This is a genomic window from Oscillatoria sp. FACHB-1407, from assembly GCF_014697545.1.
Lineage (GTDB): Bacteria > Cyanobacteriota > Cyanobacteriia > Elainellales > Elainellaceae > FACHB-1407.
This window is the reverse complement of record NZ_JACJSA010000001.1, coordinates 222,216-236,431: the sequence shown is the minus strand read 5'-3', so window position 1 is coordinate 236,431 and position 14,216 is coordinate 222,216. Positions and strand designations below refer to the sequence as shown.

At 48.6% G+C, this 14,216-nt stretch carries 11 protein-coding genes; 7 read left to right on the top strand and 4 right to left on the bottom strand.

All coding sequences use genetic code 11. The features are described 5' to 3' along the window. Window positions 1-376: 376 nt before the first annotated feature. A complete protein-coding gene (tsaD, locus tag H6G89_RS00995; protein ID WP_190503273.1) occupies window positions 377-1,417 on the top strand; it encodes a tRNA (adenosine(37)-N6)-threonylcarbamoyltransferase complex transferase subunit TsaD in 1,041 nt (346 codons plus the stop codon). A gap of 52 nt (window positions 1,418-1,469) precedes the next feature. On the opposite strand, the gene speA is transcribed toward tsaD, so the two are convergent. Continuing rightward, window positions 1,470-3,515 carry a biosynthetic arginine decarboxylase gene (gene speA, locus H6G89_RS00990; RefSeq protein WP_190503271.1) on the bottom strand — a complete coding sequence of 682 codons (2,046 nt, stop codon included), beginning with the start codon at window positions 3,513-3,515 and terminating at the stop codon, window positions 1,470-1,472. 207 nt (window positions 3,516-3,722) lie between these two features. On the opposite strand from speA, the gene ndk reads away from it, so the two are divergent. Next, window positions 3,723-4,172 (top strand): nucleoside-diphosphate kinase, encoded by a 450-nt coding sequence (ndk, locus tag H6G89_RS00985; protein WP_190503269.1) that lies wholly within the window; start codon window positions 3,723-3,725, stop codon window positions 4,170-4,172. 239 nt (window positions 4,173-4,411) lie between these two features. Here ndk and H6G89_RS00980 read toward each other — a convergent pair whose 3' ends face one another. Continuing rightward, entirely contained in the window at window positions 4,412-5,212 is an 801-nt protein-coding gene (locus H6G89_RS00980; protein WP_190503267.1) for a TerC family protein, read from the bottom strand. A 498-nt stretch (window positions 5,213-5,710) separates the two neighbouring features. Between H6G89_RS00980 and H6G89_RS00975 the strand changes: the two genes are divergently transcribed. Then, a complete protein-coding gene (locus H6G89_RS00975) occupies window positions 5,711-6,655 on the top strand; it encodes a hypothetical protein (protein ID WP_190503265.1) in 945 nt (314 codons plus the stop codon). 93 nt (window positions 6,656-6,748) lie between these two features. Here H6G89_RS00975 and clpP read toward each other — a convergent pair whose 3' ends face one another. Then, window positions 6,749-7,354, bottom strand: coding sequence for an ATP-dependent Clp endopeptidase proteolytic subunit ClpP (clpP, locus tag H6G89_RS00970; protein WP_190503263.1), 606 nt, complete (start codon window positions 7,352-7,354; stop codon window positions 6,749-6,751). 34 nt (window positions 7,355-7,388) lie between these two features. Further along, window positions 7,389-7,739, bottom strand: coding sequence for a hypothetical protein (locus tag H6G89_RS00965; RefSeq protein WP_190503261.1), 351 nt, complete (start codon window positions 7,737-7,739; stop codon window positions 7,389-7,391). Between the two features lie 293 nt (window positions 7,740-8,032). Between H6G89_RS00965 and H6G89_RS00960 the strand changes: the two genes are divergently transcribed. From H6G89_RS00960 to H6G89_RS00945, 4 genes are all read left to right on the top strand, one after another. Continuing rightward, on the top strand, window positions 8,033-8,854 hold the full coding sequence (locus H6G89_RS00960; RefSeq protein WP_190503259.1) for a photosystem II manganese-stabilizing polypeptide: 822 nt from the start codon (window positions 8,033-8,035) through the stop codon (window positions 8,852-8,854). Window positions 8,855-9,307: 453 nt separating this feature from the next. Further along, window positions 9,308-10,636 (top strand): pentapeptide repeat-containing protein, encoded by a 1,329-nt coding sequence (locus tag H6G89_RS00955; protein ID WP_190503257.1) that lies wholly within the window; start codon window positions 9,308-9,310, stop codon window positions 10,634-10,636. A gap of 626 nt (window positions 10,637-11,262) precedes the next feature. Beyond that, on the top strand, window positions 11,263-12,033 hold the full coding sequence (locus tag H6G89_RS00950; RefSeq protein WP_190503256.1) for an RNA polymerase sigma factor SigF: 771 nt from the start codon (window positions 11,263-11,265) through the stop codon (window positions 12,031-12,033). Window positions 12,034-12,268: 235 nt separating this feature from the next. After that, window positions 12,269-14,170: a tetratricopeptide repeat protein gene (locus tag H6G89_RS00945; RefSeq protein ID WP_190503254.1), complete on the top strand. Its 1,902-nt coding sequence runs from the start codon at window positions 12,269-12,271 to the stop codon at window positions 14,168-14,170. Window positions 14,171-14,216 lie beyond the last annotated feature (46 nt).

Sequence of the window (14,216 nt, the reverse complement as noted above, 5' to 3'; positions counted from 1 at the left end):
GGGAATCTGCGTAAAGTTAAGCTTTTAAAAGAAGTTGAATTTTCAAAAGTTGATGTTATCCATTGATAATTCACTGGCATATCTTTTTATTAAGAACAATTTGCTAAAACGCTTGTATTCCAGTCTGGATAGGAGTTTTGAGCAATGCGATCGCCCCATTTTCAACACTAAAATTCTTGTAAGTTACTGCACGATCGTTTCTTGCTCGTTAACTTTTTGAAATACTTCTTTACGGTTTAAAATTGAATAGTTGGAGAGTGGGAGCGATCGCTGAAGAACATCGTTCTATCTCAAAATTTTTTCACTGCGATTTCTCTTCGACGATCGCCCTTATTAAAAAACCTACTCCACTTCATCCCTTACGTTTATTGTCGGTATGTCAACGGTTCTAGCCCTGGAAACAAGTTGTGATGAAACCGCCGTGGCGATTGTGCGCGATCGCCAGGTGTTGAGTAATGTGGTGTCGTCTCAGATTGCGGCTCATCAGCCCTATGGTGGTGTGGTGCCAGAGGTGGCGTCTCGGCAGCATGTGGAGATTTTGAATGAGGCGATCGCTCAGGCATTTCAACAAGCTACCCTGTCCTGGCAGGACATTGATGGCGTTGCAGCGACTTGTGCTCCCGGATTGGTAGGGGCATTGTTGGTGGGGTTAACGGCAGGTAAAACCCTGGCAATGGTTCAGAACAAGCCATTTATTGGCGTTCACCATCTAGAAGGTCATATTTACGCCTCTTACCTCAGTTCTCCAGATTTGCAGCCTCCCTTTCTCTGCCTGTTGGTTTCCGGAGGCCACACGAGCCTGATTTATGTCAAAGACTGTGGTCACTATGAGACTCTGGGACAGACCCGTGACGATGCGGCAGGTGAGGCGTTTGACAAAGTGGCTCGACTGATGAACCTGGGCTATCCCGGTGGACCCGTAATCGATCGCCTCGCGAAGGAGGGCAATCCCCAGGCGTTTAACCTGCCAGAAGGGCAAGTGTCATTGCCTCAAGGGGGCTATCATCGCTATGATTCCAGCTTTAGTGGGTTAAAAACTGCTGTGCTGCGATTAACTCAAAAACTGCAAGATGCAGGGGAACTGCCTGTTGCGGATTTAGCTGCTAGTTTTCAGGATGCGGTAGCACGAGCACTCACGAAACGAGCGATCGCCTGTGCGTTGGACTATGGGTTGAGTGCAATCGCCGTCGGAGGAGGAGTTGCCGCTAACAGTGGCTTACGGCAACACTTGCAAGCCGCAGCCGAACAACATAATCTGCGCGTGCTCTTTCCACCGCTCAAGTTTTGCACCGATAATGCCGCTATGATTGCCTGTGCCGCTGCTGATCACCTGAATCGGGGACATGTCTCCCCGTTAACGTTGGGTGCTCAGTCTCGTATGGCGATCGCTGATGTGATGCAGCTTTACCAGAAATAAACGAAGAGACGCGATTAATCGCGTCTCTTCCTGTTGTCTATTGTGTCAACCCCTAAGTTTCCAGGTAGGTGTAACGGTTTAGCGATCGCTCGTAGTTTTGCAATAACAACTGCGACTCTTGGATCGTGATGCGCTTTTCCTGGAGGGCTTGCTCAGACTGCCGACGAATGCTTTCTAGCAAGTCCTCGGAGTCATACTGTACGTAACCCAACACCTCTCGCATGGTGTCGCCTTTCACGACATGCTCAATCTGATAGCCTTTGGGCGTCAGTTTGATGTGAACGGCGTTGGTATCGCCAAACAGATTGTGCAGGTTACCCATAATTTCCTGGTAAGCTCCACCGAGAAACAAGCCTAAGTAGTAGGGCTTGTGCGACGAAGTTGGAGTTGTCTGGGCATCTTGCTTTTGCGTACCGTCTGTTTTGCTTTCCAGGGCATGAAGCTCCAGCACGTACTTGACATCGCGCAGGTCGATGAACTGGTCAATTTTTCCGTCACTGTCGCAGGTCAAGTCAGCCAACGTAGCCCGTTTTGTAGGTTCCTCATCCAACCGATGGATCGGCATGATCGGGAACAGTTGGTCGATCGCCCAACTATCGGGAGCCGATTGAAAAACTGACAGGTTGACGTAGTAGATCGATGCCATGATCTTTTCCAGGTCTTCCAGGTCATCGGGGACGTATTCCTGTTGACGTGCGATGCTGAGAATCTTGCCGCAACAAGCCCAGTACAACTGCTCTGCCCGTGCCCGTTCCGTCAAGCTGAGATAACCAAAGTTAAACAGGCTGGTGGACTCTTCTTTAAACTGAGTCGCGTCGTGAAACGCCTCCTGATAGTTATCAGCCGTGATAGATTGATACGTTTCGTAGAGATTACGAATGATTAGATGCTCTTTCTCTTCGATCGCCTCTGGTGGCTGAGTCATCACATCACTGGTGCCCAATACATCAAACACCAGGACAGATTGGTGAGAGGCGATCGCCCGCCCACTTTCGCTCACGAGCGTCGGTACAGCCAGGTTACGCTCTTCACAAGCCTCTTTAATCTCAGCTACGACATCATTGGCGTAGTTCTGCATGTTGTAGTTTTTAGAGGCGTAGAAGTTGGTTTTAGAGCCATCGTAGTCAACGCCCAAACCACCACCCACATCTAGATACTTCATGTCAGCCCCTAAACCAGCTAACTCGACGTAGATCTGGCTAGCCTCCCGAATGGCATCCTTGATCACCGCGATCGCCGAGATTTGGGAGCCAATGTGATAGTGCAACAACTGCAACGAATTCAGCATGTCTACTCGACGCAGTTGCTCGACAGCACGGATAATCTCAGGAACGGTTAAGCCAAACTTGGCGCGATCGCCCGCTGAGGTGCCCCAACGCCCGACGCCTTTGCTGCTCAATTTGGCGCGTACCCCCAAAATGGGTTTGATGCCTAGCTTACGGCTCGCCTCAATCACCAAATCGACTTCTTCGATCTGCTCCAGCACAATGATGGGCGTATGTCCGAGCCGCTGCGCCAGCATCGCTGTCTCGATATATTCCCGGTCTTTGTAACCGTTGCAAATCAGCAGTGCTCCGGGGGTACTGAGTGTCGCCAGAGCAATCATCAATTCTGGTTTTGATCCGGCTTCTAAGCCAAACTGGTGGGGTTTGCCAAAGCGCACCAAATCTTCGACCAGGTGTCGCTGTTGGTTACACTTCACAGGAAATACGCCCCGATAGACCCCAGGATAGCTATAGCGGGTAATTGCTCTTGCAAAACAGGCATTTAATCGCTCAATGCGATCTTCCAAAATGTCTGAAAATCGGATCAGCAAGGGCAACCCTAAATTCCGTTGTTTCAGCGCGTTGACCAACTCAAATAGATCTAACGAACCACCGCGATCGCCTTGTGGAGAGACGGTTACATGACCTATTGCATTAATGGAAAAATAAGGCTCTCCCCAGCCGTTGATGCGATATAACTCTTCACTGTCCTCGATCGTCCACTTTTTTGTGGAACTTGCCTCTCGTGGCTTGTGACCGTTTGGCACGGCATCTTTGGTTTCCGCAAGCACTTTTCCAACGTCAACAGGTAACATCTTTGATTGAATTCCCATTTAGGATGACCTCAGTACAAGAATCGAAACAATAGTCGAATAGACAAGTCTATCTTATTTCTTCTTCATGTGCCGCGCTGTATCCATAGCAGGAGTTTGGATTAATAAGAGGTTAAAATCTGGCTAAGAATAGCCAATGCCCACTTTACAACGGTTCACATTTTTCTGAGCATAGAGAAGGTCTAAACCCGTTAGGAGCAGAAATTAGTGGAACGGACATTTATCGCAATCAAACCCGATGGCGTTCAGCGCGGGCTAGTGGGTGAAGTTATTCGCCGTTTTGAGTCAAAAGGTTTTACTCTGATTGGCTTAAAACTGATGAACGTGAGCCGAGAATTGGCGGAGCAGCACTATGGTGTTCACAAAGAGCGACCCTTCTTCCCTGGGTTGGTTAGCTTCATCACCTCTGGTCCTGTAGTCGCCATGGTTTGGGAAGGGGATGGGGTCATTGCGACGAGCCGCAAGATGATTGGTGCAACCAATCCCCTTAATGCTGAGTTAGGAACCATTCGTGGAGACTTTGGCGTGAGTGTTGGGCGCAACCTGATCCATGGCTCAGACGCCCCTGAAACCGCTCAAAGCGAAATTAGCCTCTGGTTTAAAGAGGAAGAGTTGATGGATTGGAAACCAACCATCACGCCCTGGTTGTACGAGTAAAGTAATTGGGTTTGGTCATTAGTCCTGGGTTATTCATTAATGAGTTCCAAGTTGATGGCTGATTGCCAGAAACTTAGATGAATGACTGAGGACTAATGACCGTATACCCTTTACTCTCTACTCCGGCATTGCTGAATGTGGGTATGATGCTCAAAACCTTACCCCTGCTGTAGGGAAGGTTCGCGAAATTCCCCTACAAAATTCATGTTTGGATGAGCAACACCTCTAATCCGATTTGCCTAATCTGCTGAGACTTCTTGTGCTGTTTTCTCGGGTTCAACCAGAGTTGTTTCATTGATTGACGATGTGTTGCTCATTGAACCGGGCAAGGAGCCATCAATTGAATTGTCGATCGCCTCAGATTGTTCGTTGCGCTTGGAGAAGCCCCAGATAAATAGCAGGGCGATCGCACTGATCATCACCCACTCTGGAGGTACAAGATTTTCGTTAATGACCTTGAGCAACAGGCGTAGTCCGACCAGGGCAACGGTAATATAACCCGCGTCTTCCAAATGCTCGTACTCGCTGAGCCAGCGAATAAATAGCCCTGCCATTAGCCGCAAGGTCATGATTCCAATGGTTCCGCCTGCCAAAACAATCCAAGTTTCCTGAGAAACGGCGATCGCCGTTGTCACACTATCCAGCGAGAATGCCACATCTGTCAGGGCAATCATGGGAATGGCTTGCCACAGAGAGGTAAACCGGGGACCATGATGCTCATGCCCGTCTTCGCTTTTCTCGGATGTGAAGTATTGGAACACCAACCAGAGTAGATAGGCAGCACCCAACAATTCAAACTGCCAAAATTGAATTACCCACGTTGCAGTCAAGATCAGCGTGACGCGTAAGACAAAGGCAACGATTAAGCCCAAATTGAGAGCTTGACGTTGCATCTTGCTGTCACTCATGCCTTGGGCTAAGGCTGCCAGGGCGATCGCATTATCGGCGGATAAGACTGCTTCCAGGGCTACCAGCACCAGGAGCAACAGTAATGTATCCAGTCCAAAATTGGGGGAAAGGTCTAGCAGTTTATCCAGCATCAGTCAGCAGTTCTCTACAATCGTTAACAAATCTTAATATCTAAAGACCGATAAAAGCTCACACAGAATAAACTTGTTGTTCTACCCTTGCATTTTTAACTGTAGCCGTAGCCACATTCGATGGGGCGAAGGCGAGTCAGAAAGCTCTCCCAGAATCAGGGTTGGAGCCATTAGCTTGGTCCTAAGTTTTCTGACAAAGCTTTATTATTACGGCATTTCCGGCATCAAGGCATAATTGACTTGGCCGAGGAAACAACGAGATAGGTGTCTTGTGTCTCTCCTTCAGCTTAACGCTTGCCAGCCCTAAAGAAATAATGCCCCAGAAGAACTTAGTGATAGCTGCGTGATAGCTGCCGTCACAGGACTAAAAGTTCCAATGGCTGAAACAACCTTATACTAATCATTTAGCTTCTGCCTTCACCCTTGCTACCCTTCACACTTTGAATACGGTCACGATTCATTCATCGCTTATACCTTCTGCTTTTTCTGGAGTTGCCATTGTCTTTGAGTTCTTCTACGCTGCAAACCTTGTTTGCCCAATTTCAAACTCGCTATCCAATGGCGAGCCTGGTGTCAGAATTTTTGACCGTCCATGATGGGATGTATGCTGTGCGGGCGATCGCCCAGATTGGCAATACGATCCTGGCAACCGGGATGGCAGCTCATCCCGATCTAGAAGCCGCAGAAGATCGGGCGAAAGTGCGGGCATTGGAGGCTCTGGCGATGTCGAATGCAGCAACCTCCCCGACTTCAGAACCCTCTCCCCGTCAATCAACCTGGGCTTCTCCTCAATTTGAGTCTGTGTCTCAGTCATCTCTGCCGCAGCCGTCACCCGAAGCGACGACAACAGATTTGAGCAACGATCCAATCACTCAAGATTTGATTGCGAAAGGGTTAATCAGCAAGGGATTTAAAGCTGGTGCATCCTTGAATGCCGCTTCCACTCCAAATCCTTCCAGTGGGGATGTTGCTGTGCCAGGTGTCACTCCTCTTCCTTCCTGGACTCCTCCTGCCCAACCCGTTCCTCCAGTGACCCCAGGAACAGGGACAACCTCAACCGGGGTTACCCCCGTGGTTGCTGATTTCTATTCCCACATTAATGCCGATGCTGATGAGATGCCTGTGATCCCTACAGGTGGGGCGATCGCTGACACCGCTCCAGAGACTCCAGATCCTACAGCAGCAGGGATTCCTGGTTCCTCCCCGCTCTCCGATAACGGCAAACCCCGCCGTAAAACCGCCGCTCCTGAGCCACCTCCTCCCAGCCCCGCATCGGTTGACCTGTCCGATGTTATCGCCCAAACCGATGTGGAACTGGCACGTTTGGGCTGGAATAAAGTGCAGGGTCGAGAGCACCTGAAACGCACCTACGGAAAGCGATCGCGCCAGGAACTCAACGAGACTGAGTTATACGATTTTTTGCACTATTTACAAGCACAATAAAAAATAGAAGGCTAAAGGATAAACGATAAGGGATGAAAGTTGCTTTTCAAGCTCCATCCTTCTTATCCTTTATCCTTCAGCCCTTATCTTTGCTTATTTCACAACCGCAGGACGTGCGCCGATCGCTTGGCGATTAATCACCTGATCAATCAACCCGTAATCTGCCGCTTCCTGTGCTGACATAAAGAAGTCGCGGTCAGTATCCCGCTCAATTCTCTCCAAAGGTTGTCCTGTATTTTTAGCAAGAGCCTCGTTAAGTTTCTGTTTGAGATACAAGATTTCTTTGGCTTGAATCTCAATATCCGTTGCCTGACCCTGAGCACCACCCAGGGGTTGGTGAATCATGATGCGAGAATGAGGCAAGCTCATTCGCTTACCCTGTGCTCCTGCGGCTAGCAGGAAAGCCCCCATACTGGCAGCCAACCCGACACAAATCGTGCAGACATCAGGGCGAATGTGATTCATTGTGTCAAAAATGCCCAACCCTGCACTCACCGAACCACCTGGCGAGTTGATGTAGAGATAGATGTCTTTTTCAGGGTCTTCTGCTTCTAAAAAGAGCAGTTGAGCCACGACCAGGTTGGCAACATCGGCGTCAATGGGCTGACCCAGAAACACAATTCGCTCGCGCAAAAGTCGAGAGTAAATGTCAAAGGCGCGTTCGCCACGTCCGGATTGTTCAATAACGGTAGGAATCATGTGTCTGCTATCTCGACAAATTCTTTTCTAAATTCTACTGATTGATAGAACTCTCGTGTTCGGCGGAGTTCTCGCCATCGGCAAGTTCGGTCAACAATTGCTGCATGAACGACTGTAGTTTCATGCGATGGATGTAAGGCCATCCACCAGAGGCTTCCATGTCCCTTAACATACTGTAAAGTGCTTGCCGATTGTCTGGTAGGCACTCCTGAAATAATCCATCGCGAATTTCTCGATGGAGTTTTTCTAATTGGCGCAATAATGCCAACAATGCCAACCCGTCCCCCTGTCGAGATTGAGCAGATTGCCAGACTACAGCTGCGATCGCCTCCAAATCAGCGGAATTGGGCGATCGCTTCACCTCATTTTCATCTTGATGATTCATGCGACCTCTCGTTTCTGCATAACCAACCTACCCGAAGCCTCAATAAACCTATGTACAGCTTTAACATCTTTTTCCATCAGTTCAGAATAAAGGCTACAAGGTCTTGTAAAATTCTGAGATGAGATCTTGAGACAATTCTTTTGAGATACAGCAGTCGAACAGATTGTTGGGACAGGGTTCAGGGTTACAACCCCTGTCTTGGGGGCAAAGCTCCCACTCCCCCCTGGTTCTAATCGTCTTGACGATTGTGATAACACTGGCAGGGACTTTTGACATTGATATTGAGGTTGACCATGAGGTATCGCGCTCTAATCATCGCATTCCTGGCAATTTGCGTGGGTTTTTTGACCGCTTGCAGCGACGCTCCTTCTGCTGCAACTGGTCCGCTAACCTATGAGCAAATTCGGGGTACTGGTCTTGCAAACACCTGTCCCCAACTGGGTGAGACTAGCCGGGGTTCAATTCCAATTGATCCGAGTAAGACTTACACCATCAAAGGCCTATGTTTGGAACCAACAAGCTACTTCATCAAAGAAGAGCCAACTAACAAACGCCAAGTTGCAAGCTTCGTTCCAGCTAAAGCTCTGACTCGCTACACATCATCTATTGATCAGGTCATGGGAACATTGAAGGCTAACGCCAAAGGTGGCTTAACCTTCGTTGAAGAAGATGGCTTTGATTTTCAGGCTACTACTGTACAGTTGCCTGGTGGTGAACGGGTTCCTTTCCTGTTTACAATTAAAAATTTGGTTGCTACAACGCAATCCGCAGATAGCATCAATACCTCCACTGACTTTGAAGGTGATTTCAAAGTCCCCTCCTATCGGACTTCTAACTTCTTAGATCCAAAGGGACGGGGTTTAACAACGGGGTATGACAACGCAGTAGCTCTGCCAGCCCAGGCTGATAGTGAGGAGCTGGAGCGGGAGAACTTCAAAACGTTTGATATTGGACAAGGCAAGATTTCTCTCCAGGTTGCCAAAGTTGACAACACAACTGGCGAAATTGCAGGCACCTTTGAAAGCGTTCAGCCCTCTGATACAGATATGGGTGGTAAAGAACCTGTAGATGTCAAGATTCGTGGCATTTTCTATGCTCGTGTTGAACCTGCCTAAGCCCGAATAGACCTTCAACTGGGTTTTAAGACCTTAATCAAGGCATTTATTGAAGAGCAGCATTTTCCTGATGGATAGTGCTGCTTTTGTTTTGCAGTGCTCAGGGTCGTTTCCCATCTCTGGGAAAGCCAAAAGAGCCCTATAAAAAGGCTCTTCTTTAACTCAACCTTAAAAAATAGTTTTTTCATATTTTTTTTCTGTAAACGTACGGAGAAACTCTAACCGGAACTGGTTGGGCTATGTCACTCTTGATTTAACAAACTCTCAGGGTTACTGCGAAGGTCACTGACTCAGTCGGAACCGCAGCTCTCTACCAAAACCTTGCTGAACCGAATCGTTGCACTGGCGATCGCCCTAATTAATAGATGAAGGCAATCTAAAGCAACTAGCAGGTTTACGGATGCAACTGCCAACCCTCCCTTACAGTGATCAACCCCAATTAGGAGAGAAAAAATGAAGGAAAAGCGGCTTCAGATGACCGTAACCCGTGAAGCGTCCGTCATCAGCTTAGCCTTTGCGACTCCCCAAGCCGACCTACCTAGTAGCGATTTAGTAGGGGCAGACTTACACAATGCTGATTTGAGTGGTGCTGACTTAAGCGGAGTTGACTTGAGAAATGCCAACCTGCGGGGAGCGAACCTCCGAGGGGCTAACCTTGTGGGTGCCGACCTCCGAGGGGCTGCCCTGACAAATGCCAATCTGAGAGGGGCTACCCTCAGTCGTGCCATGCTTAGTGGTGCAACCCTAAGCTGCACTGATTTAAGGGGAGCCGATCTGAGCAATACCATTCTTAGTGGTGCCAACCTGTGGGATGCGAATTTAAGCGGTGCGGCTCTCGATCACGCCAATCTGTGGGACGCGAATCTGAGTGGGGCTGACCTCAGTGGAGCCAACCTGAGAGGGGCAATTCTCAGTAGTTGCGATTTACGAAGTGCTAATCTGAGCCGCAGTAGCCTCTGGGGAGTAAACCTCAATGGAGCTAATTTGAGTCGTGCCAAACTCTCGAATGTTGATTTCAGCAGTGCTGACCTGAGTGCCTCTAACCTCTGGAATGCTGACCTGACCAGTGCTGACTTGAGTTCCGCTCTTGTGGAAGATACTCGATTTGGTCAAAATCAAGGATTGACGGAGGCAACACGACTCGATTTGAAACAGCGTGGGGCAATTTTTGTGAACACCCTGGCGGATCGCAAACCTGCAACAGGTTCCCAGTTTGAAAGCAAGAACGCCTTAAGCCAGGTTTTGCCTTCAGCAGAGTTAGCCGCAAGTGAACCACCAACACAGATTTTATTGCCGAGTGAAGCTGTCTCAGCTCTCCCAGTAGTGCAAGACTCCCAGCCATCAACTCCAGTTATCAACCCACTTGAACCTGCGATAAGGAATGATGCTGCTGTTGCTCAGCAACGCCTTGAGAGAGAAATCGACAGTTTTCTTGACTCATTTACCGATGTGACAGCTGATACTACAGGTACAGCTAATGCTACAGCCAAGGTTACAGCCGATGTGACAGCTGAGTTGAGCTATGCATCAACTCAGGGAGTTCAGCCAACAGGATACGGTGAGCCCAGTTGGATACCTGAATACGATGACTTGGGTGGCGAGACAACCGAAGGTAGTTCATGGACAACTACAACGGAGCCTGAAACCACTGGACGGTATCTTTCACCCATTGCCCGGACAGCCGCTGAAATTCGCAATCGTCGCGCCCGATTACAGGCAAAGAATGTTAAGCAAAACCATAAGATTGACCAATCTATGATGAATCTTAGTTATCGGATTTAGTAGGTTGGGCACATAGACTTGTATACTGTCGAGTCGAATTGATATTGAGTTGAACCCCAAATGAATCAGTCTCAATCATGAAGCAATGCTTTGATATTGCGGCTGTATGAGGTGCAATTTTTACCCAATTTGTGGTGAACCAGATGTGATGCGCGTCAATGGCATAGAGGTCAAAAGATGTAATTGTTATGAATGTTGAGTTTTGAGAAGAAACAGTTCGGTGTTTGTGCGTAGATGTGCGATCGCCCTTTGAAGTACATCAATGACTGGATAAGTTTTCGCAATGACCTGTCTTTAAGTGTGTTGATTTGATGAAGTGAAATAGTTGCGAGCCAGTGAGGCGACAAGTTTTCGGTATAGTTTCAGTAAAAATGCCGTTGTTACTGACCTCATATAACGAATAAGTTGAATTTGCGAATTTAGAGGACTGATTGAGTAGGATTTTCTCTACGAAAGCATCCCTAAATAGCTCCCTAAAATAATCCTGTCCCTGTTAATTCCAATCACACTTTAATGAACCTTAGCTCCTTACTATTGATTGACTAATTTGGTCTTTGATGCCTGAGATTGATTCAAGAGCTAATTTGTTTCTCCATTCAAGTCACTTCCTTTACCTGAATTTCGTCATGTATACCCCGATTGCCAGTGAACTCAAAAGTGAAAGCTTACAGTTGTTGCGGGAATATCAAAAAACTCCCTCTGCTGAGATTCGGAATCAATTAGTTCAACTCAATTTTGGGTTGGTTCGTAAAGAGGCTCATCATTGGGTCAATCAGTGCACTGAGAGTTATGAAGACCTGCTGCAAGTGGGCAGTTTGGGCTTAATTCGAGCGATCGAGCGGTTTGATATGTCGAAGGGACACGCCTTTAGTTCTTTCGCGATTCCCTACATTCGAGGGGAGATTCAACACTATCTACGCGATAAGGGTGCTCCTGTCCGGATTCCTCGTCGCTGGCAAGCGTTACGTCATCAAGCAACAGGAGTGATTCGAGAGTTACAAGTTGAGCTAAACCGTCCACCCAGTGATACCGAAATTGCAGCGGCTCTCGAAATTTCGCTGGAAGAATGGCAGGAGATCAAATTAGCTTGTCGCAATCGGGCTCCTCTTAGCTTGGATGCTCCCATGCGTGATGAAGAAGAAGGATCGACATCCTTGGGCGATCTGTTGCCAGACACTCAATATCGGAGTTTTCAGTTGGCTCAAGAAGACCAGATTCGCCTTCAGCAAGCGTTAGTGCAACTCGAACAACGCACCCGTGACGTGTTGGAATTTGTCTTTCTGCACGACCTGACTCAAAAGGAAACGGCTGAGCGTTTGGGCATCAGTGCAGTTACTGTTTCACGGCGAGTCAAGAAAGGCTTAAAGCTGCTTAAGAAATCGATGCTCGGAGCCTAGATTTAAGACAATTGCTCCTTCATGAGCGCATTCATTCAGCATCCCCGGTTTCCTCAAGAAGCTGGGGATTTGTGTTATGTCTATGGGCAATTCAATTAGGGTATTGGATCTGAGTCCTGCCTAAAGAGATGCGATCAATCGCGTCTGTCCTGTTGAGTGCCCTTTGCCTTCTAAATAAAAGGTAATTCTCTAAGATAGAGGTAGCTTTCATCCATTACACGGTTAGCTTGCCCCAATGTCAGAATCCCCTTCACTGCGCGATCGCTACTTAGACTTGATTGACCAGATTGTGCAAATGACGCTCAAGGGTCAAATTCGCTCGAAAGAGCAGGTTTTTCAGATGTTGTCCGATGGTGTTGCTGTGGGTACTGGGGAGGTTTTTGAGCGATGTCTGGGCGATCGCCTCGAAACCTTTGAACAACAGAGCAAAACCAAGGATGAGCTAAAACAGGCAAAAGCGACTCGCAGCCTGCGGGCACTGCAAACCGTTCGGGGCGAGTGGGAGCGATGGCAACAGCAAAACCAGGCGAGTGCTGCCTTGATGACAGCCGTGCAGGAGGTGTTGGGAGCAGGAACGGGGGATGATGCTCCTGGTGGACGCCTGCAAGCGTTGTTGCGAGTACTAGACCCGAATCGTCCGCACCCTTTGAACTTGTCGCAATGGCAACAGCTTGCCAAACTGCTGCCTCAAAAGGTTCAGCAGCTTGAGGTGGCAACCCCAGAGTTGCAAGTTGAGATTCAAGACATGGCGCAGGGACTGACGCAAGGCTTAGACAACTGGCATCGCTTAGAAAATCATCTGGTGAGTTGGATTTATGAGCAGGGGCAGGGGCAACTGGGATTTGGTGGAGTTCCGGGCGATCGCGGCCCCTGGGCAGTCTGGGCAAAGCAGGTAAATAGCCCTTTGTTAAAGGCATTCTTTCAACAATTAGCGTTGGAACAATCGGTTTCCGACTGGATTAGCCATACGTCTGACTTTGGTGTAGCTGCGCTGGTCGAGTGGGTCGTGGTTTTGCGTTGTTTGCAGCAGGGGTTGGTCGCCTGGTTTGACAAGTTGGTGTATGACTCAAAGGTAGGAGCGAAGCTTTCTATCTCGACTTTTCTGGGTTTTGCGGTGATCTGGTCGCAGTTGGGTAATGGGCTGAGTCGCTCAACCAGCTTAAATGCAACAAACCGCAGTCGTCTGGCAGATGGATGTCTACAGGTGACGTTGCAAATTTTGCGGACGTTTGCTCAGCGAGACTATTTTCCTCTTTATGGGGGGATTTTCGCTTCCTTCTCAGGACAATCTCTTCGAGACGCTCTGAACTACCTGGATGAACCCCTCAAACGAGCCGAGAAAACTCAGGAAAAAGCCCGAATTCTAACGCTGTTGGGCTACTCCCAACGAGCACAGGGACGCATCGAACAGGCGATCGCCTTTCATCAACAAGCGTTAGTCATTGCGAGAGAGGCAGGTGATTCCGTTTGTGAAATTGCCAGCCTCAACCACCTCAGCCGCACCTATGTGGCACAGTCCAACTATAGTGAGGCGATTAACTACAGCCAAAGAGCTTTGATTTTGAGTCGTCAGAGTGGCGATCGCCCCGGTGAAGCTAATGCCCTGGCAAATTTGGGCTACAGCGAAGTGTTTCAGGCGCAGCAGCTTGAGGCAGAGCCGGAGGTCTACGAAATGGCGGTGAACTACTTACAACAAGGCTTGCAACTGTCAGAACGGTTGGGCGATCGCCAGAGCCTAGCCCTTTGCCTCAGCAGTTTGGGGATTGCTTATGTCGTGTTAGAGCAACTACCAGAGGCGATCGCGTGTTTAGAAAAAGGCGTTCAAGCGGCTCAGTTTTCAGGCGATTTATACCTTCAAGGTGTGAGCTTGGCATACCTGGCAGAGGCTCACTATCGTCTGCAACACCACCCTCAGGCGATCGCCTTTGGCTGCATTGGCATGTACTTGCTGGAACAAATCGTTTCTAATAGCTGGCGACAACCTGCCGGATTGCTGACGGTGTTGCGAGGTCAACTAGGGGATGAAGCATTTCGATCGATTTTAGGACAGCAGCGATCGCAAATTATCGCTGTGATTGGAGTCGATGGCTATGACTATTTGCCAGAACTCCTAAAGCGATACCAACAGGAAGGGTGAGAGAAGCAAGGATAAAGGATGAAGGATGAGAAGAAGAGAGAAGAAG